Genomic DNA, 18,759 nt, shown 5'->3' with positions numbered 1-18,759 from the left:
GTAAGGCCCGAATGAACTGGCAACTTGCATGTCTCGACATGGCGGGTACCACCGTGCGGGACGACGGGCTCGTGGAAAAGGCATTCACCGTCTCCGTGGCCGCGGAAGACGGATTCACACCAGGTTCTGCGGGCTACGAGCGCGCGCTTCGCTTCGTCCGCGAGACCATGGGGCAAAGCAAAATCGAGGTCTTTCGCGGGTTGCTCGGCGACGAGGGGCGCGCGGTCGCGGCCAATGCGCGCTTCGAGGAGGCCTACGGGGATCTGGTGCGCGCGGGGCACGTGCAGCCGATTCCCGGAGCGGAAGCGGCGATTCGTTCGCTGCGTGGTCTGGGCTTGTCGATCGCGCTGACCACAGGATTTGCGCGGCCGACGCAGGATGCGATATTGGAAGCACTCGGCTGGCGCAGCCTCGTCGATCTGGCGTTGTGCCCGTCCGACGTGCCGCGCGGGCGTCCGTACCCGGACATGGTGCTGGCGGCCGTGCTTCGCTTGGGCGTGACGGACGTGCGCTCCGTCGTCGTGGCCGGCGACACGCCGTCGGACATCTACAGCGGGCTTCGCGCCGGTGCGGGCATCGTGGCCGGTGTGCTCACCGGCCTCTCGGATCTCGAGGCCTTCTCGGCGGCCGGTGCGACGCACGTGCTCGCGTCGGTCAACGAGCTACCGGGGCTGCTTCGCGCGATGTCGCCGCGCGCGGCGTGACCTTCGCGCGCTGGCCCAAGGCGTAAGGGAGCAACGCGGCCGCGCAGACGAAGGCCAGGCCGATGAAAAGGTGAAAGACGCGATCCCAGCCGTAGCGGGTCGCCACCATGGCGGTGACCGCGCCTTGCGCGATGGCGCCGAACGAGCCGATGCCGTTGATGATCCCCGACGCGCTGCCGGCCCCTTCGGCGCCGCCCAGCTCCTGGGCCATGGCACCCGAGATGATCGCATCGGGGCCGAACAACATGAATCCGACGGCGGCCATGGCCGCGAAGTTCGCGACGGCACCCCACGCCGAGACCCGCGTGTACAGCACCAGGCTCAGGGCGAGCCCGAGGGTCATGGCGAAAAGCACACTGCGCTGGCGGGCGCCCATGCGGTCGAACACGATGCCGCTCGCCACGGTGCCGCAGACGCCGCCGAGTTCGAACGAGATGGAGAGATAGCCGGCTTGCCCGGGCGAATACCCGAGCTGCCTCTGGAGGTAGAAGGGAAGCCAGAAGAGAAGGCTGTATCGGATCAGTTTGAATCCGAAATAGATGAAGCCGAGGTACCAGACCTCCGGGCGCCGGGCGACGGAGGTCGTTCGCGGTCGTTCCTCCGCCTTGGGTGCGCCGGGGTGTGCCGGCAATCGCCAGAGCACCAGCACACCCACGAGGGCCATCCACACCGCGGGAACGTAAAACGCGCTTCGCCATCCGCCGTGCACGAGCAGGGCGCTGGCCAGGGCGGTCGCCGCGATGCCTCCGACTTGGTAGCAGGTGGACCACCAGCCCATGACCTTTCCGCGCTCACCGGTCGACCACCGCGGTGCCATGGCCTTGATGGTGCCCGGCCACCCCGTCGACTGCGCCAAGCCGTTGACGGTGAAGGCGATGCCGAACCACATCTCCGCGGACGAGGCGCCGAACCAGGCCACCGCCGCCGCCGACCCGAGCATCCCCGCCCCGATGAGCCGGCGCGGCCCCACGCGATCGCAGAGCCACCCGGACGCGAACATGCCCAACGAATAGGCCACCAAGTAGCCGGTATCGATGTGGCCGAGCGCTTCGGTGGTCAGCTGGTACTGCGACGCCAGGCTCGCCTTGCTCACGGCAAATTGCTTTCGCCCGATGTAATACGAAGCATACGCGAGCCAGCTCAGTGCGAAAACGTGCACGCGAAGACGTGTGGGCGGCATGGCCGTGCATCGAACAACGGTCGCGTGTCATCCGCGCGACTCGTTCGTCACGTAAAAGAGGCTTCCGCGTGACTTCGTGTCATCGTCGATACACGCGTGAAAACTCATTGCGAATACCCGTCAATTCCTAGCGGGGCCCATCGTGATTGGGTACCTCACGCACGCGATGAATCGACGACATTTTCTGAAGTTGGCCGCGGCCTCGGCGGGCAGCACAGCAATGCTCAACCTCCTCCCGAGCCATTTGCGGCGCGCACTGGCCATGCCGGTTCGGACCACCGGTTCGCTCGACACCATCGAGCACGTGGTCATCTTCATGCAGGAAAATAGGTCATTCGATCATTACTTCGGCACCCTGCGCGGTGTGCGCGGCTTTTCCGACCGCAGCGCGCTGCAATTGCAAACGGGGAAATCGGTTTTCTACCAGCCGAATGGCTCGTCGACGCTACTGCCTTATCCCGTCAGCGAGCAATACATGAGTGGCACTCCCCACGATTGGGGAACCGGCCACTCCGCGTGGAACGGAGGCCTCAACGACAAGTGGGTCCAGTACAAGGGCACGTCCACGATGGCCTATTACGCGCGAAACGACTTGGCCTTTTACCACGCGCTGGCCGACGCTTTCACCATCTGCGATGCGTACCACTGTTCGGTGATGGGGCCGACGAATCCGAATCGGCTCTACCTCTGGAGCGGCACCGTCGACCCGGCGGGCCACGGCGGTGGACCGGTCATCGACAACGACGAGTCCCGCGCCCGCACCTGGACGACGTACCCCGAGCGGCTCGAGGCGGCGGGGCTCAGTTGGAAGGTGTACCAGGAGACGGACAATTACGACGACAACGCGCTCGCGTGGTTCAAGCAGTACCGCGACGCCAAGCCGGGCAATCCCCTTTACGATCGCGGAATGGCCACCGTCGGCAATCTGGTGCAGGCCTTTCGCGCCGACGTGAAGGCGAACAAGCTGCCAAAGGTGTCGTGGATCGTGGCTCCCACGGCCTTGAGCGAGCACCCGGCGTATGGCCCCGTTCGCGGTGCGGCCCTTACGAGCCAATTGCTCGACGTGCTGGCCGCCTCGCCCGAGGTCTGGGCCAAAACGGTGTTCATTCTGACGTACGACGAGAACGACGGCTTCTTCGACCACGTTCCGGCGCCCACGCCGCCCGACGGCACGCCGGACGAATTCGTGAATGGCCAGCCCATTGGGCTCGGCGTGCGGGTGCCCGCCATCGTGGTATCGCCGTTCAGCCGCGGCGGGTTCGTCTGCTCGGAGACCTTCGATCATACGTCGATTCTGCGCTTCTTGGAGGCGTGGACCGGAATCAAGGAGCCGAACATTTCTGCATGGCGGCGCGCGGTGTGCGGCGATCTGACGCGGACGCTCGATCTGACGTCGTCCACGGTGACGTGGCCGACCCTGCCCGTCACGACGGACCCGGGGCCCGGCCGCGAGGTGACGGTCAAGCCGCCAAGGACCCAGCGCGTGCCCGTGCAGGAATCCGGAACGCGGGTTGCGCGCGCGCTCCCCTATCAGCCAAATGCCAATTTGCGCGCCGATGCCACGGCGGGCAAAGTCTGGATCGATATGGGCAATACGGGCACCTCCGTCGCGCAGCTGGCCGCTTATGCGAATCGCCACCGGACCGACGGCCCTTGGCGGTACGACGTCGGAGGGACCCCCGTTTCCGACTCGTTCAATGCGCGGGCCTACGGCGGGGGCAAATACGATTTATCGCTCTACGGCCCCAATCGATTCTTGCGCTGCTTCGCTGGAGATCTCAACGCGCCCGGAAAGGACATCGGGGTGACGTCGCTGGTGACCACCGACGAAGGGGGCAAGTTGCACCTCGTCTTCACCAACGAGAGCTCCTCGCCGGTCACGGTGACCGTGACGGCGAACAGCTACCGGACCGACGGCCCGTGGACGTACCGAATCGCCCCCGGCGAGAGCGCGTCCGATTCCTGGCGCGCGGGCCGCTACGGTGACGGTTGGTACGATCTCAGCGTGACCGTCTCGTCCGACCCGAGCTTCAGCCAGCGCCTGGTCGGGCACATCGAGACGGGCTCGCCGAGCGTGAGCGGGTAGATCGCTACGTCGTAACGTCGATCCGATCGACCAGCGACGGGCCGCCGCCGAAGACGACGGCGTCGAGAAGAAGGTCGTCCGACACCAGATCGAGCGTCGGGTGGTCTCTGCGCAGGATCACGCTTCCGCCCGTGTCGGCAAATCCGCACGCCTCGGCGCCTTCGATGGAGCCTTCGCGCCAGAGTTGCTCGGCGGGGGAGCGCTCGGAGGAAAAGGTAACGCGTGTCTTCGTGCGAAGGCGCTCGTGCGTCTCCAGGGAGCGCATGTCCTCGAAGGGATCGGTGATGACATGGCTGTCGATGCCGGTGCACAGCCGCGCGCCCGACGTGCGCAAGGCCGACAGATCCGGCAGGCCATCGCCCAGATCGCGCTCGGTGGTTGCGCAGATGCACGCGAAGGCGCGCGCTTCTCCGAGAAGACGCGCCTCGGTGTCGGTCAGGTGCGTGGCGTGCACCGCGACGAATCGCGGCGATAGAACGCCGCGATCGGCCAAGAGCTCCACCGGCCGGCGCCCCGTTTCGGCGACGCACTCCTCGATTTCGCGCGTCTGCTCCGAGACGTGCATGTGAAATGGAAGACCATGCCGTGCGGCGTACTCCGCGAGCGGCGCGAGCCACTCGGGCGGGACCGCGCGCACCGAATGCGGTGCGATGCCGATGCGCACGTCGGGATCGTCTTTGTATTTTGCACGCAAGGACTCGACGTCGGAAAGGATGGCGTCGACGCTGGGATCGCAGAAGCGCGCTTGCATCGCGTCGGCAGGCCGGCCGGCGCCCGCGCGGTGGTAGGCTACGCGCAAAAGCGCGATGCGAAGTCCCTCGGCCTTGGCGGCGGCGATGACCGCCTCGGAGAGCAAGGTGCGCTGTTCGTAGGGCGTGCCGTTCGGCTGGTGGTGCACGTAGTGAAACTCGCCGACGGTGCGCACGCCCGCGTGCCGCAGTTCGCGAAAGGCCACGCGGCTCACGTGCCCGATCGATTCGGGGGTGAGCGAGTTCGCAAGCTGGTACATGAGCCCGCGCCACGTCCAAAAGTCGTCCGCGGCGGCTCCGCGGCGGCGCGGTAGCCCGGCCTTGGGCCGCTGGGCACCACCGCGCATGCCGCGTTGAAAGGCATGGGAATGCGCCGTGGCCAGCGCGGGCAGTTTGAGCTCGGTTTTCACTGGCGCATCTCGTTGGCATCGGCGCGCGTGACGAAGTAGCCACGCGGCCAGTGGCGGTAATAGTCGGCGCGGAGGATGGGGCCTCCGTCGCCGGCGTCGGTGTCTTGCCCGAAGGTGCCGATGACCCGCACGAGCGAGCCCGGGCCGAGCGAAATCTCGCCGACGTCGTCCTCCGGCTTGAGACGGACCAAGGCGTGGACGGCGCCGAAGTCGCGATCGCTCACGGTGACGCGGCAGGTGTCGTTGGAGTTGATGCTGTCGCAGAGATTCCGCGGCTCCAGCTTGCGCACGGTGACGGCGAGGTAGGCGGCGCCACCTGCGCCCGGCGTGCGCGAGGTCACCACGCCGAAGAGCGAGCTCTTTCGCTTTTTCCACTCTTCGGGCTCGCGTGCATACATGACCGGGTCGTACTCGCGAACACCTGCGGCGGCCGATTCCTCCTCGGCCAGCGGCACGTAACGAGGCGAGTGACCATAGAGACCTGGGCCTGCGCACCCGGTCACGAACACGAGCAACGCGAGTGCTCTCTGGAACGAGATCATGCCAGCATTATCTCACGGTTCGACGGGGCGTACGGTGGACGAAAAGACGCGCAGTCCGAGCTCGCACGCGGTGAGAAAGAGGAGGATGAGTGCCACCACCCAGGAGACATCGACCGCGGCGCGCGTGTCGCCGAAATCGCGGCCCGCGGTGTTGGGCGCGGCGGCGCGCGGTCGCATGTCCAGCTCGCGTGCGCTGGGCGTGGCGACACGAATTTCGCGCTTTCCATCGTCGAATTCGACCCGGTAGTTTCCGATGAGGGGCGGGCTCACACGCCAGGTCGCACCATCGCGCTGGGCCTCGACCGGCCCCTTGGGACCGACGACGGCGAGGCGTCGCACACCGGGAAAGAGCCACGGGGTGGCCACCTCGCCGCGGCGCGCGGAGGCGTGCATGCGCGCACGTTCGACCCACATGTCGAGCAACGAGAGGAATCCGGGCCTCAGGGTCAAGTCGCTGCTGTCGACGCTGAAGGGCAGGGTGACGAGCCATGCCTCGCCGCGTCCCGCGGTGCGCGTGGCCACCAGCGGGGGCCCGTCCTTCCACGCGAGGAGCGCATTCAGCTTGCCGATGTCCTCCGCGTCGAGGATGGCCCGGTGGTTCGCGTCGAGCTCGAGCAGCGTGTTCGCTGCCTCTTCGAGCCCCGCGCGGGGGCTGCTCGGGTCGGCGCCCGGCACCTTGGTGAGCTCCCAGCGCACGGCGTGCGCGAGAATCGGTTCCAGCGACGCCCCGAGCGGCGCCACGGCTGCGCGCGGACCCAGCGCGAGGAGCACCACGCCGCCGTTGTCCATGAAGTCACCGAGCGCCCGGCGCTGCTCCGGGGTGAGCCCCGGCGGGTCGTCGAGCACCACACCCACGAATGGCGCGAGATCTTCCGCGCGCTCGGGGAACACCGGAATGGGACGCACGCCGATCTCGAGCTTGAGCGCCGCGAGCGCCTGCTCGATGAGCGGTGCGCCGCCGGTGGCTGCCGATTCGGCGGCCGTGTCGCCGATGACGGCGAGGGCACCGGGCCCGCTTTCCGTCATCACCGTCGCGACGTCGTCGGTCCCGATCGCATCGGCGCCGCCCAAGCGCGCGACGAGCTCGCCCGCCGGCTCCGCGGAGAGCATCACCACGGCATCGGCCGGCGCCGTCTGCGGGGCCGCGCCCTTGGCCACCACGGTTTCTCCTGCGGTCAACGTGATCTCGCGCCCCTGCGCGGTCGCACCCGGGCTGCATGCGACGCGCACGCGCACGCGTAGCCCCGCGCGATCGGCGGAGAGCAAGGCGCAGTCCGTCCCCGAGGCGCGAAGCTCCGGAAGCGCGACCCACACCGGCATTTCGCTTCCCTCGCCGATGGGCGGCTTGTCCGAGTGCCCGTCGGCGAGATCGCTCAGCACGACGACGCGCTTGTCCACCTGCGGAAGCTGCCCCACCAGCGCGCGCGCCATGGCGATGGCGCCTTCCAGATCGGTCGCGCGATCGCTCTCGGCGAGCCCGTCGAGCGCGGCTTGTGCGGCGTGGATGTCCGTCGTCGCGGCGAGTGCGACGCGCGCAGGTTCGCCCGCGGCCACGATGGCCACGGCGTCGCCTTCACGCGCCGACGCGAGCAGCTCGCGTGCGCCCTCCAGGGCCCGATCGAAGCGACTCTTTCCGCCGTCGAGCCGCGCGCGCATGCTCATCGAGTCGTCGAGCACGATAGCCAGCGCCACCGACGCACCGCTCGAGCGCTGTAGGGCGAGCCGCGAGCAGCGCACCAGCGGCGAAGCCCCGAGCAGCGCCAGCGCCAGCACCGCGAGGGCGCGGGTGGCAAACAGCGCGCGATCTTCGAGCCGAGAACGGCGCCGGGCCCGTGGCGGCGCGGGGGGGACGAGGTGCGCCGCGGCGAAGGGGCGATCGTCGGCGCGTTTGCGCCGCAGACGGTGCGCCAGGTAAGGCGCGACCACCAGAACACCGACGAACAGGGCGAGCGCAGCGACGAACGACACGGGACGCGAGGAACACTATCAGAGGTCGCGATAGTATTTCTCGAGCGCGAACAGATCCTCCTCACCGAGCCCTTCCTCGATGGCATTCTCGATGGCCCGCAGTGCCTCGCGCAGTACGGGGAGCGGCAGGCCCGCCTCCTGCTGCAGATCCACGTTGAGGAGCGCGTCCTTCAAGGTCAATTCCAGGGTGAACTCGGGGGAATAATCCTTCGCGAGCATCTTTTCCTTCTTGCCGACGTACGCCGGAGAGGCGAACGCCCCGATGGAAAGGGCCTCGATCAGGGTCCGCCGCGTCAGGCCGGCGCGTTCGCCGAGCGCGAGCATGCTCGTGTACGCAACGAGGTGGTGCACGCCTACGCCGTTGACCACGACCTTGAGGGCTTGCCCCTGGCCGACGTCTCCGGCGTGGATGATCCGCTTGCACATCGCCAAGAGCACCGGCTGCGCGCGCGAGACGTCGTTCAATCGCCCGCCCGCGAGCGCCACGAGCTCACCGCGCTCCGCAGGTCCCACCGAGCCGCTCACCGGCGAATCGACGAAGCGCCCGCCCGCTTCCTTCACGACGGCCGCAGCCTTGAGCGCGCCCGCGCGCCCGATGGTGGACATGTCCACGATCACGGTGTCCTTGTCGATGCCGGCCAGAATGCCGTCCTGCCGCGTGAGCAACTGCAGGAGCGCCGGTTCGTCGCGCACCATCGTGATGACCACCCGCGCGCCGCGCGCACACTCCGCAGGGGACGATTTGACCTTGGCCCCGAGCGCCGTGAGCGATTGGGCTCGCTCGTGATGGCGATTCCAAACTTGCAGCGCGAAACCCTTGCGCGCCACGTTTGCGGCCATCGGTGCGCCCATGGCGCCGAGGCCGAGAAATGCCACCTGGGTTTTCTGGGGTGGCAGAGTGGATATTCGAGACGGACCAGCGGGAGGAGGCGGCGGCCTAGATGTCATTCCGGCCACTTTATCGTGACCCAAGAAACGACGGCCCGCCACAATCCTGCGCGGCGGACTCTTCGGCTTACCCCCGCCAAAACCTGAACGACAACTGACTTGCTCCGAGCAAGCCACCACTTGCGCTTAGCTGCCCGGCGTTCGATGATGGGTGATCCATGTCCGGAGTATTCCAACTTGCGACACCTTTCGAGCCCAAGGGGGATCAACCGGCGGCGATCGCGGAGTTGCTCGAGGGCGTGAGACGGGGCGAGCAGCATCAGGTCCTGCTGGGCATCACCGGTTCGGGCAAGACCTTCACGATCGCCAACGTCATCGCGCAGAGCCAGAAGCCGGCGCTCATCCTTGCGCCGAACAAGACGCTGGCGGCGCAGCTCTACGGCGAGATGAAAGAGCTCTTCCCGAGCAACGCCGTCGAGTACTTCGTCAGCTACTACGATTACTACCAACCCGAGGCGTACGTCCCGTCGAGCGACACCTACATCGACAAGGACGCGATCGTGAACGACGCGATCGACCGCATGCGCCACTCGGCCACGCGTGCCCTGCTCTCGCGCCGGGACGTCATCATCGTGGCCTCGGTGAGCTGCATCTACGGCATCGGCAGCGCCGAGACGTACCACGGTCTGCTCATCGACCTGAAGACCGGCGAGGAATTCCGCCGCGACACGCTCCTGCGCATGCTGGTCGACATTCAGTACGAGCGAAACGACGTCGACTTTCACCGCAGCACCTTCCGCGTCCGCGGCGACATCGTGGAAGTCTTTCCGGCGTACGAGCAGGATACGGCCATCCGCATCGAGTTCTTCGGCGACACCATCGAGGCCATCCGCGAGGTGGATCCGCTGCGCGGCAAGGTGAAGGGCTCACTCGACCGCTACGCCATCTACCCCGGCTCGCATTACGTGACGCCGCAGGAGCAGATGCGCCGGGCCATCTCGAGCATCCGCGACGAGCTGCAGGATCGGCTGGGGTTCTTCGATCGGGAAGGGCGCTTTCTGGAGAAGCAGCGCCTGGAGCAGCGAACCCAGTACGACATCGAGATGATGGAGCAGATGGGGTTCTGCACCGGCATCGAGAACTACTCGCGCCATCTCTCCGGGCGCGCGGCAGGCGATCCGCCGCCGACGTTGCTCGACTATTTCCGTGAAGGCTTTTTGGTCATCGTCGACGAGTCGCACCAGACGGTGCCGCAGGTCTCCGCGATGTACCGCGGCGACCGCGCGCGCAAGGAGACGCTGTCGGAATACGGCTTCCGTCTGCCCAGCGCGATGGACAATCGGCCGCTCAAGTTCGAGGAATTCGAGGAGCGGGTCAAACAAGCGATTTACGTTTCGGCCACGCCGGGTGAATACGAAATACAGAAGACCCAGGGCGTCGTCGTCGAACAATTGATCCGGCCCACGGGCCTCACCGATCCGCACGTGGAGGTGCGGCCGGTGTCCGGGCAGGTCGACGACCTTCTCACGGAGATCCGCGATCGCGCGGCCAAGAACGAGCGCGTGCTCTGCACGACCTTGACCAAGCGCATGGCCGAGGATTTGACGGACTATTACCGCGAACTCAAGGTTCGTATTCGGTATTTGCACTCCGATATCGATACATTGGAGCGTATCGAGATTCTGCGCGATCTCCGATTGGGAGAGTTCGACGTTCTCGTGGGGATCAATCTTTTGCGCGAGGGGCTCGACCTTCCCGAGGTGAGCCTGGTCGCCATTTTCGATGCCGACAAGGAGGGCTTTTTGCGAAGCCCGCGCTCGCTGATTCAGACCATCGGGCGCGCCGCCCGCAACGTGAATGGGCGCGTCATCATGTACGCCGACCACATGACGCCGGCGATGAAGCAGGCCATCGGGGAGACAGACCGTCGCCGGGCTTTGCAGGAGGCGTACAACAAGGAGCACGGCATCATTCCGCAGACGGTGGTGCGCGCGGTGATGAACGTGAACCCCGCGGCGGGCACGATCGACTACTTGAACGTGCCCAAGGTAGGACGCGACGGCAAGGGTGCGCACGCGGTCGCCGAGACGGACGATCTCGCAGAGAAGATCGCCGCGCTGCGCTTGGACATGTTCACCGCCGCCGAGAACCTCGAGTTCGAAACGGCGGCGCGCCTGCGTGATGAGCTGAAACGGCTCGAGTCGTTGAGCGGGCTGTCCTCCTCGGATGCACCGCCCGCAAGCGGTGTGTCGTACGAGCCGTACGCGAACAAAAAGGGCAAGCGCGCGACCCGCGGCTCAGGGGCCAAAGGCAAAATGAGCGCACCGGCGGCCAAGTCGCCTGCGGCGCAGAAGCGGGCGTCGCGGAAGTTCCGCTAGATCCGGTTCGTGTCGCCGCGGGTGCGCAGGGCATCGACGACGCGGCGGACGTCTTGGGCGCGCTCGCGCGGGATGACCAGGAAGGCGTCGTCGGTCTCGACGATGACGAGATCGTCGACGCCGACGAGGGCGAACGTCTTTTTCGTCTTGGCGCTGGCCTCGGTGGTGAGATCGCGCACCAGGTTGCGATGGGCGTCGACGGCGACCGTGCCCTCGGGGAGGGCGTTGCCCGCGGCATCTTTTGGCGCGAGCTCCCAGGCGCTCTCCCAGCTCCCCACGTCGTTCCAGCCGAAATCGCCGTGTGCGACCGCGAGATCGGCCGACTTTTCCATGACGCCGACATCGATGGAGACGCTCGGCAGGGTGGGGAAGACCTCGCCCAACACGGCGGCCTCGTTGCCGTCGGCGGCGGCCGCATCGAGCCGGTCGAGGCCTGCGGCGAGCACGGGCAGGTGCGTGGCGATGGCCTTTTTCATGGCGCTCGCGTGGAAGAAGAACATGCCCGCATTCCACAGGTGCTTCTTGCCCGCGACGTACTCTTCGGCGCGTGCGCGGTTCGGCTTTTCGACGAAGCGTGCAACCGAGGAGAGGCCGGGCGCGAGCTCGGCGCCCAGTTCGATGTAGCCGTAGCCGGTTTCGGGTCGGGTGGGGACGATGCCGATGGTCGTGATGCGTCCTTGCCGTGCGCCGTCGAGGGCGCGCTCGAGCGTGGCGCGAAAGCCGGGTTCATCGAGGATGAAGTGGTCGCTCGGCAGCACGGCGATGAGCGCCTCGGGATCGCGGCGCGCGATGGTGGCCGCCGCCCAGCCGATGCACGGTGCCGTGTTGCGCGGCACCGGCTCGGCGAGGAGCTGCGCACGCGGGACGTCGGGAAGCACCGCGGCGGTCGCGTCGATCAGGTGCGCGCCCGTTGCAATGTACACGCGATTGGCCGGGACCAGCGGTGCGAGCCGGCGCACGGTGGCGGCGAGGAGTGATTCGTTGGCGTCGCCCCCCAGTGCCAGCAGCTGCTTGGGCCGGTGGTTGCGCGATGCAGGCCAGAATCGCGTGCCGGCGCCGCCGGCCATGATCACTGCGTAGACGTTTGCGGCCATGCGCAAGGTGTTACCACAGCTACGGCGTGTACGAGGGCCGGGCGTAGCCCCAGGCGATGGTCGCGATGGCCAGGGGCACGAGGTAGGCCGCGAAGAGCGCGAGCTTGCCGCCCACGAGGACGCGCCGCAGCGCTTGGAGGGCGACGATGCCCACCCCAAACGCGACGACGGTGCCCGCGAGCAGCGGGAAGGCGCCGCCCGCTTGCGGGCCGAAGCCGTGCCGACCTTCGAGCACGATGGCGCCGAACACCGCTGGCAGGGACATGAGGAAGGACAACTCGAAGGCGCGATCCGCCCGCACGCCGAGCCAGAGGAGGCTGGCGATGGTCATGGCGCTGCGGCTCAACCCTGGGAGCACCGCGCTGCCTTGCGCGAGCCCTACAAGGAGCGAGCCCAAGGTGGAAGGCGTGAGCTCACGCCCCACGGGCGACCACCGCGTGGACGCCACGGCTACGGCGGACAAGAGCAGGCAAATCCCTACGATGATGGGAGAACTCGACCACTCTTCGACGGACTTCTTCAAGGTGAGCCCGACGACGGCGGTCGGTACGCTCGCCAGGATGACCACGAACGCGTCGCGCCCGCCCGGTGTTTCGCGCATCAGCGAAGGCCGGACGAGGCCGCGCACCCCTTCATGAATGGCCGCGACCACGCGTTTGCGCAGCACCAGTAGCGTCGCCGCGAAGGTCCCCGCATGGAGCACGACGGTTGTTGCCAAGTCCGCCTGCCCGCCGAAAAGAAGCTGCACGAGCGCCAAGTGCCCATCGCTCGAGATCGGCAAAAATTCCGTAATTCCCTGAACGACGCCAAGTACGATGGCCTCGACGACCGGAATCTGCATCGGCTCCGTCACCTACCACAAAGCCGACCGCGACGGATCTTTCAGTCGTGAAACAACTCGTCCACCGCCCTGATGGAGACAGCCCGACGAATCCACCGCTCGAGCACCTCGAGGTGCTTCGTCGCCAAAATCCGAGCACGCGCCTCTTCGTGCACCCGGATTTTTCGAGCCTCTAGGAAGGTGAGCACCGCCTTCGGCACGCCCTTCGGCGAGTCCCTCGGCTTTCCCGAGGGCAATGTTCCTCTTCACCCAGTCACTTTGGAAAACATAGTTGCCGGATGCCCCCATCCCGCCAGCCTATCCAAGCCGGGGTACGAGGGCGAATTAACGGCGCTCTTCGTCGGAATTTCGACCTGGGGTGGGGGGCGCGCTTAGATCGGGCGCTGGACTCGATCTGCATGCCTCGATTCGACTTCGTATCGTTCGTTGCGTTTCTCGTGGTGGCGCTGTTTCTGGGCGCGGCGGTGCTCGGTTGTGAGGCCGAGCCGACGCCGCAGCTCATTTCGGTCACGGAATTGACGCCGCGTGAGGCGGAGGTGGGCGACAAGCTCGAGATCGCGGGGGCCGGATTTCCGCAGGGGAAATCTGCACGGATCGCGTTTCGTGGGACGCTCTATCGGCCAGGGGAGCGGCCCGCGCGCGGTGCGGTGATCGATGCGGAGGGCACCGTCGTGGGGCGCGACAGCATCGAGGTCGCGTACACCGAAGCGCTCGACGCCGAGTTCTGCGGCATCGCAGACCATCGACGGCACACGACCTTCGAAGGCGATCTCGAGGTGTCGTTCGCCGCCGCCTCGAAAGGCGCGCCGCCCGTGACGGCCGTGCTCCATCAGGTGACGCTCGACTTGCGGCCTCCGGAGGATTCACCCTCGGTCATCGCCGAGCGCGCCGCGGAAGGGGAGAAGACCCTTGCGGCCCTCGGCCTCCACGGCGCCGAGCCCACGGCGGAGCGAGGCCTTCGCGTCGCCAAAGTCGATGCCGGCTCACGCGCCGAAGAAGCAGGGATCCTCGCCGACGACGTCCTCGTCGGGTTCGCAGGCGTGCGCATCGGCAAGCTCGCCGATGTGGTCATCCCGAGCGGCGTGCGCGACGTCGAGGTCACTCTTCGTCGCGGTGCCGCAGCGCGCGAAGAAAAGCGCACCGTGCACACCCTCGGCGTGGACCGCTCGATTCCTACCGACGTCTTCGGCGCCGCCTTCATCGCCATTGCGGCCACGCTCGTCGTGCTTCTCTTCTTTACCCCGTCGCGCGGCCCCATCACCTGGCTCGAAAAGCGGTTCGTCAGCGCGCCCCGCTCCACCGTGGCTCCGCATACACCGCCGCGGCGCGAGCGCATCATGGTCGCCGTCACCGTCTCGCTCTGCTTCGCACTGCTCACGCTTCTTTCGTCGCTCTCGACGGCCTCGCGCAGCCTCATCGCGGAGCTCGACGTCCCCACCTTCGCCATCGTTTCGTGGATGACGTTGGGCACCCTGGCCCTGCTCGCGGGGGGCTCTTTCTCGAACCGCCTTCGCGGTGTGCTCACCATCGTCACCTTCGAGCTTCCGGTGGTGCTCGCCTTGATCGGGGCCGTCAGCATTGCAGGGTCGCTCCGCCTGCGCGACATCGCATCGGTGCAGGGCGGCTGGCCGTGGGAGTGGATCGCATTCCGTTCGCCGCCCGCCTTCCTTCTCTTCCTTGCGTTCCTCGCGGCGACCACGAAGGAGCGCTTTTCGCCGGCGGCTCGCGGCATCGTTTCTCTCGCCGAGCAGGTTCACGTGCTTGCGCTCGCCGGCCTGTGCGCCGCCGTCTTTCTCGGGGGCTGGACGCTTCCCATGCTCGCGCCGGGTGCGCAGCGCACCAACGGCTTCTATGCCCTGCTCGGGTGCGTCCTCTTTCTCGCGAAGATGCACGGCCTCGCGCACCTCGTTGCCCGCGGTCGCCGTATGACCTCGGCCATCGACACGCGCATGCTCATCACCCTCGCCTGGCGCTGGCTCGTTCCCTTGTCCGCCGCGGCCTTGGGGGCCTGCGTGGCGTGGGCGTACCTGCGCATCCTCCCCGAGATGGAGTCGCTCGTTGCCGCCGTCGACGTGGTGCTCGCCCTCTTGCTCATCGTGCGCCTTGGCGTGCGCACGGGCAGTTTCGGCCTACAAAAGCTGCGCGGGCGAGGCACGGCGGAGCCGCACCTCAACCCATTCCTTTGAGCCCAACCGTAGTCCCGGATCGAAATCGCCGGTCCGTTGCATATCGGGGCTAAACTTTTGTTCGCAGCGAGCCGTTCTATCTAAATAGAGGAAGATGGCCGCTAAATCCGTCACGGCCTCGCGCTCTCTACCAGCGCTCGAGGCGACGCCACGCACCTTCGGAGACATCGCACCCGTCTTGGTGCACGACTTCAAGGGTCCCCTTTCGGCCATGGCCCTCAACCTCGACTTCGTGCTCGAGCAGCTTCCGCAGGACGCCTCGTTCGACGTCCTGCGGGGAGCCCTCACCGAATGCCGCCACGCGAGCGACCGCATCTTCCGCACCATCGCGAATGTGCTCGACGTAACTCGCTGCGAGGAAGGCCGCTTGGGCCTTCGCCTCAGCTCCGTGAGCCTGCCCGAGCTCTTCGCCCGCGTCGTCGCCACGTACGAGCCCGAGCTCGCCCAGCGCGAGGTCGACCTTCAGATCGACGCTCCGGAAGAACTCCCCTCCGTCGATGCCGACGCCGATCTCCTCGCGCGGGTCATGCACAACCTCATCGACAACGCCCTGCGAAACACCCGCGCGCGCGGCAAACTCGTTCTCTCGGCGCAGGCCATCCGCGACACGATGGAAGTCCGCGTGAAGAACGAAGGCGCGCCCATCCCCTTGGCCATCCGCAACCGCCTCTTCACCCGCACCGTGGGCACCGAGGCCGAGGGCATGGGCCTCAACCGCGGCCTCGGCCTCTACTTCTGCCGCCTTGTCCTGCAGGAACTCGGCGCCACCATCGGCCTGTCCGAAGAGTCAGGCTTTCCCGTCTGCTTCGTCATCCGCTACCCGATTCCAGCTCGGTCGGTTCGCTGATTTCAACGGCCGAAGAGGATTGAACAGGGAGATCGGGAGATCGGGAGGTTTTTTGTTGTTTCAACGCGCCGCTCGTTCAACACAAAATCTCACTGCTCCCGATCTCCCGATCTCCCTGTTCAAAATTCACCGCGTTCCCGGTGGCTTCGCGTTGAAAATCGCAGCCTAAACGGCAACGAGCACGGGCCCTTGCGGGTGTCCCGTGCTCGTCGCACCTTGGTCGTGCTGGGCGATCAGTCTTTCAGCGCTTCGGCGCCGCCGATGATCTCCATCAGCTCCGTCGTAATGGCTGCCTGGCGGGCGCGGTTGTACGCGAGCGACAGACGCGCGATCACGTCTTTGGCGTTGCGCGTGGCGGCGTCCATGGCGGTCATCTGCGCGCCGAAGAAGCCCGCTTGGGTCTCCAGCAGCGCGCGGTAGATCGAGATGTCCATGTACATCGGCACGAGACGCTCGAGCAGGGCGCGCGGGTTCGGCTCGTAGAGGAACTCCGCCTTCAGCGCGTCGCCCTTGTCGGCCTTGTCGGATTTCTCGCCGTTGCTGTTGCTCTTGGGGATCGGCAGAAGCTGATCCACCGTCGTCTTCTGCGAGATGGCGCTCTTGAACTCGTTGTACACGAGGTACACCGCGTCGTACGTGCCGTTCTCGAAGTTGGACACGATGAAGTGCGTCACCTGACGCGCCTTCTCCAGATTCAGCCCGTCGTACAGGCCCGGGAAGTCCTGCGCGACGGTCGCACCACGGCGCTGCAGGTACTCGCGTCCCTTGCGGCCGATGGTTGCGAATTCCACTTCCGCCGCGCGCTCACCGCCCTCGCGCTCCTTGCGCTCGCGATCGGTCGCCTTGTTGACGTTGGCGTTGAAGCCACCACACAAACCGCGGTCGCCGGTCATCACCACGTAGAGCACCTTCTTCTCGGGCCGATACTCGAGAAGCGGGTGAAAGAGCTCGTCCGGATCGTGCGGATCGACCTTCGCCGCCTCGTCCTCGGCATGCTCGCGCATCGAATCCGCAACGCTCTGCAGCACCTCTTGCGTCTTCAGCGCGTACGGACGCAGCGCAAGAATGCGCTGCTGCGCACGATTGAGGCGCGCACCCGCGACCATCTTCATGGCGCGCGTGATCTTCTGCGTCGCCTTGACGCTCGTGATGCGCTTGCGGATGGCCTTGAGGTTCGGCATGCCTACTTGCCGCCTTTACCGAAAGCCTTGCCGAACTTCTCGAGGATGCCCTTCAGCTCGCCCTCGAGCTCCTTGTCGAGCACCTTCTTGGTGCGGATCTTCTCGAACATCTCGGGGTGGTTCGCATCGAGGTACGCGTAGAGCTCCTTCTCGTACGACGCGAGCTTGTCCACCGGGAGACCGTCGACGTAGCCCTTCGTCGCTGCGTAGATCAGCACGACCTGGCGCTCGACGGGGAGCGGCACGTACTGACCTTGCTTGAGCACCTCGGTGAGGCGCACACCGCGATCGAGCATGTCGCGCGTAACCTTGTCCAAGTCGCTGGCGAACTGGCTGAACGCGGCCTTCTCGCGGTACTGCGCGAGGTCGAGCTTCAGGGTACCGGCGACGCTCTTCATCGCCTTGATCTGCGCGTTACCACCGACGCGGCTCACGGAGATACCGACGTTGATGGCCGGGCGGACGCCCGAGTAGAAGAGGTCCGTCTCGAGGAAGATCTGGCCGTCGGTGATGGAGATGACGTTCGTCGGGATGTACGCCGAAACGTCACCGCCCTGCGTCTCGATGATCGGCAGCGCCGTCAGCGAACCACCGGAGTTCGGGTTGCGGAGCACCGTGTTGCCGTTGCCCTTCTCCTTCGCCTCGGCCTCCGCCTCGTGCTTGCCTTCCTCGCCGAGGTGGACCTTGCCGCCCGCGGGAACCTGCTTCCAATCCGTCACGCCGTTCGGCACCACCGCGTACTCTTCGGCCATCTTGGCGGCGCGCTCGAGCAGACGCGAGTGGATGTAGAAGACGTCGCCCGGGTAAGCCTCGCGTCCCGGCGGACGGCGGAGGAGGAGCGAAAGCTGGCGGTACGCGACGGCCTGCTTCGACAAGTCGTCGTAGATGCAGAGCGCGTGGCGGCCGGTGTCGCGGAAGTACTCGGCCATGGTCACGCCGGTGTACGGCGCGATGAACTGCAGCGGCGCCGACTCGCTCGCGCCGGACACGACGATCGTCGTGTACTCCATGGCGCCGAACTTGGTCAGCTTGTCCATGACCGCCGCGACCGTCGACTGCTTCTGCCCGATGGCGACGTAGAAGCAGTAAACACCGAGGCCCTTCTGGTTGATGATCGTGTCGATCGCGACGGCCGTCTTGCCCGTCTGGCGGTCGCCGATGATGAGCTCGCGCTGTCCGCGGCCGATGGGAACCATGGCGTCGATGGCCTTGATGCCCGTCTGGAGCGGCTCCTTGACCGGCTGGCGGGCCAAGATGCCCGGCGCCTTCACCTCGACGCGGCGACGATGCGGCGACTCAATGGGGCCCTTGCCGTCGAGCGGCTGGCCGAGCGCGTTGACGACGCGGCCGATGAGCGCCTCTCCCACGGGCACGTCCATGATGCGGCCGGTGCGCTTGACGATCGCGCCTTCCTTGATGGCGCTGGTGTCGCCGAAGAGGGCCGTACCGACGTTGTCCGACTCGAGGTTGAGGACCAAGCCCACCAAGTTGCCGGGGAACTCGAGCAACTCGCCGGCCATGGCTCCTTCGAGGCCGTAGACACGGGCGATACCGTCACCCACGCTGAGAACCGTTCCGGTCTCCTGCGTGAGCGCCGCGCGCTCGTAGTTCTGGATTTGCTTTTTGATGATCTGCGAGATCTCTTCGGCGCGAAGCTGCATGTTCTCGTCTCTTTGGTGCGGGCCGCTGTCGGCGGGTAAACTTT

The 18,759-nt window shown here is 66.6% G+C and carries 14 protein-coding genes; 5 read left to right on the top strand and 9 right to left on the bottom strand.

Going from position 1 to position 18,759, the window contains the following annotated elements; translation table 11 throughout:
- The first annotated feature begins 38 nt into the window (after positions 1 to 38).
- Entirely contained in the window at positions 39 to 704 is a 666-nt protein-coding gene (locus LVJ94_40290) for a phosphonatase-like hydrolase (GenBank protein ID WXB03135.1), read from the top strand.
- Here the strand turns inward: LVJ94_40290 and LVJ94_40285 are convergent.
- Positions 655 to 1,884: an MFS transporter gene (locus LVJ94_40285; protein WXB03134.1), complete on the bottom strand. Its 1,230-nt coding sequence runs from the start codon at positions 1,882 to 1,884 to the stop codon at positions 655 to 657. The genes LVJ94_40290 and LVJ94_40285 overlap by 50 nt on opposite strands.
- Positions 1,885 to 2,050: 166 nt before the next feature.
- Between LVJ94_40285 and LVJ94_40280 the strand changes: the two genes are divergently transcribed.
- Complete coding sequence (locus tag LVJ94_40280; GenBank protein WXB03133.1) at positions 2,051 to 3,970, top strand: phospholipase C, phosphocholine-specific; 1,920 nt, start codon at positions 2,051 to 2,053, stop codon at positions 3,968 to 3,970.
- Between the two features lie 4 nt (positions 3,971 to 3,974).
- Here the strand turns inward: LVJ94_40280 and LVJ94_40275 are convergent, their stop codons facing one another.
- The 4 genes from LVJ94_40275 to LVJ94_40260 are packed head-to-tail and all read right to left on the bottom strand — an operon-like array spanning position 3,975 to position 8,515.
- A complete protein-coding gene (locus LVJ94_40275; protein ID WXB03132.1) occupies positions 3,975 to 5,129 on the bottom strand; it encodes a formimidoylglutamate deiminase in 1,155 nt (384 codons plus the stop codon).
- The gene (locus LVJ94_40270) at positions 5,126 to 5,671 is read right to left on the bottom strand and encodes a hypothetical protein (protein WXB03131.1); all 546 of its coding nucleotides are present in this window, start codon (positions 5,669 to 5,671) and stop codon (positions 5,126 to 5,128) included. Before LVJ94_40270 ends, LVJ94_40275 begins: the two co-directional genes overlap by 4 nt.
- Positions 5,672 to 5,683: 12 nt before the next feature.
- Positions 5,684 to 7,639: a VWA domain-containing protein gene (locus LVJ94_40265; GenBank protein ID WXB03130.1), complete on the bottom strand. Its 1,956-nt coding sequence runs from the start codon at positions 7,637 to 7,639 to the stop codon at positions 5,684 to 5,686.
- Between the two features lie 18 nt (positions 7,640 to 7,657).
- Positions 7,658 to 8,515, bottom strand: a complete 858-nt coding sequence (locus LVJ94_40260; GenBank protein WXB03129.1) for an NAD(P)-dependent oxidoreductase — start codon at positions 8,513 to 8,515, stop codon at positions 7,658 to 7,660.
- 230 nt (positions 8,516 to 8,745) lie between these two features.
- Between LVJ94_40260 and uvrB the strand changes: the two genes are divergently transcribed.
- Positions 8,746 to 10,905 carry an excinuclease ABC subunit UvrB gene (gene uvrB / locus LVJ94_40255; protein WXB03128.1) on the top strand — a complete coding sequence of 720 codons (2,160 nt, stop codon included), beginning with the start codon at positions 8,746 to 8,748 and terminating at the stop codon, positions 10,903 to 10,905.
- On the opposite strand, the gene LVJ94_40250 is transcribed toward uvrB, so the two are convergent.
- Together LVJ94_40250 and LVJ94_40245 are read right to left on the bottom strand one after the other, a co-directional pair.
- Complete coding sequence (locus LVJ94_40250) at positions 10,902 to 11,999, bottom strand: NTP transferase domain-containing protein (protein ID WXB03127.1); 1,098 nt, start codon at positions 11,997 to 11,999, stop codon at positions 10,902 to 10,904. The genes uvrB and LVJ94_40250 overlap by 4 nt on opposite strands.
- A gap of 19 nt (positions 12,000 to 12,018) precedes the next feature.
- Positions 12,019 to 12,840, bottom strand: coding sequence for an undecaprenyl-diphosphate phosphatase (locus tag LVJ94_40245; protein WXB03126.1), 822 nt, complete (start codon positions 12,838 to 12,840; stop codon positions 12,019 to 12,021).
- Between the two features lie 398 nt (positions 12,841 to 13,238).
- On the opposite strand from LVJ94_40245, the gene LVJ94_40240 reads away from it, so the two are divergent.
- On the top strand, positions 13,239 to 15,026 hold the full coding sequence (locus LVJ94_40240; GenBank protein WXB03125.1) for an NADH-quinone oxidoreductase subunit H: 1,788 nt from the start codon (positions 13,239 to 13,241) through the stop codon (positions 15,024 to 15,026).
- 94 nt (positions 15,027 to 15,120) lie between these two features.
- Positions 15,121 to 15,873, top strand: a complete 753-nt coding sequence (locus LVJ94_40235) for a HAMP domain-containing histidine kinase (protein ID WXB03124.1) — start codon at positions 15,121 to 15,123, stop codon at positions 15,871 to 15,873.
- Positions 15,874 to 16,106: 233 nt separating this feature from the next.
- Here the strand turns inward: LVJ94_40235 and atpG are convergent, their stop codons facing one another.
- Both atpG and atpA read right to left on the bottom strand, forming a co-directional pair.
- On the bottom strand, positions 16,107 to 17,054 hold the full coding sequence (gene atpG / locus LVJ94_40230) for an ATP synthase F1 subunit gamma (GenBank protein ID WXB03123.1): 948 nt from the start codon (positions 17,052 to 17,054) through the stop codon (positions 16,107 to 16,109).
- A 2-nt stretch (positions 17,055 to 17,056) separates the two neighbouring features.
- Positions 17,057 to 18,715: a F0F1 ATP synthase subunit alpha gene (atpA, locus tag LVJ94_40225; protein WXB03122.1), complete on the bottom strand. Its 1,659-nt coding sequence runs from the start codon at positions 18,713 to 18,715 to the stop codon at positions 17,057 to 17,059.
- Positions 18,716 to 18,759 lie beyond the last annotated feature (44 nt).

The organism is Sorangiineae bacterium MSr11367 (genome assembly GCA_037157805.1).
Taxonomy (GTDB): domain Bacteria; phylum Myxococcota_A; class Polyangia; order Polyangiales; family Polyangiaceae; genus Pendulispora; species Pendulispora rubella.
This window is presented reverse-complemented; position numbering and strand designations above follow the sequence as displayed.

Bases quoted from the DNA above. Each gene is read 5' to 3' on its own strand.
- LVJ94_40250 (WXB03127.1), bottom strand. From the start codon at position 11,999: ATGGCCGCAAACGTCTACGCAGTGATCATGGCCGGCGGCGCCGGCACG.
- LVJ94_40245 (WXB03126.1), bottom strand. From the start codon at position 12,840: ATGCAGATTCCGGTCGTCGAGGCCATCGTACTTGGCGTCGTTCAGGGA.
- LVJ94_40285 (WXB03134.1), bottom strand. From the start codon at position 1,884: ATGCCGCCCACACGTCTTCGCGTGCACGTTTTCGCACTGAGCTGGCTC.
- uvrB (WXB03128.1), top strand. From the start codon at position 8,746: ATGTCCGGAGTATTCCAACTTGCGACACCTTTCGAGCCCAAGGGGGAT.
- atpA (WXB03122.1), bottom strand. From the start codon at position 18,715: ATGCAGCTTCGCGCCGAAGAGATCTCGCAGATCATCAAAAAGCAAATC.
- LVJ94_40270 (WXB03131.1), bottom strand. From the start codon at position 5,671: ATGATCTCGTTCCAGAGAGCACTCGCGTTGCTCGTGTTCGTGACCGGG.
- atpG (WXB03123.1), bottom strand. From the start codon at position 17,054: ATGCCGAACCTCAAGGCCATCCGCAAGCGCATCACGAGCGTCAAGGCG.
- LVJ94_40240 (WXB03125.1), top strand. From the start codon at position 13,239: ATGCCTCGATTCGACTTCGTATCGTTCGTTGCGTTTCTCGTGGTGGCG.
- LVJ94_40280 (WXB03133.1), top strand. From the start codon at position 2,051: ATGAATCGACGACATTTTCTGAAGTTGGCCGCGGCCTCGGCGGGCAGC.
- LVJ94_40235 (WXB03124.1), top strand. From the start codon at position 15,121: ATGGCCGCTAAATCCGTCACGGCCTCGCGCTCTCTACCAGCGCTCGAG.
- LVJ94_40290 (WXB03135.1), top strand. From the start codon at position 39: ATGGCGGGTACCACCGTGCGGGACGACGGGCTCGTGGAAAAGGCATTC.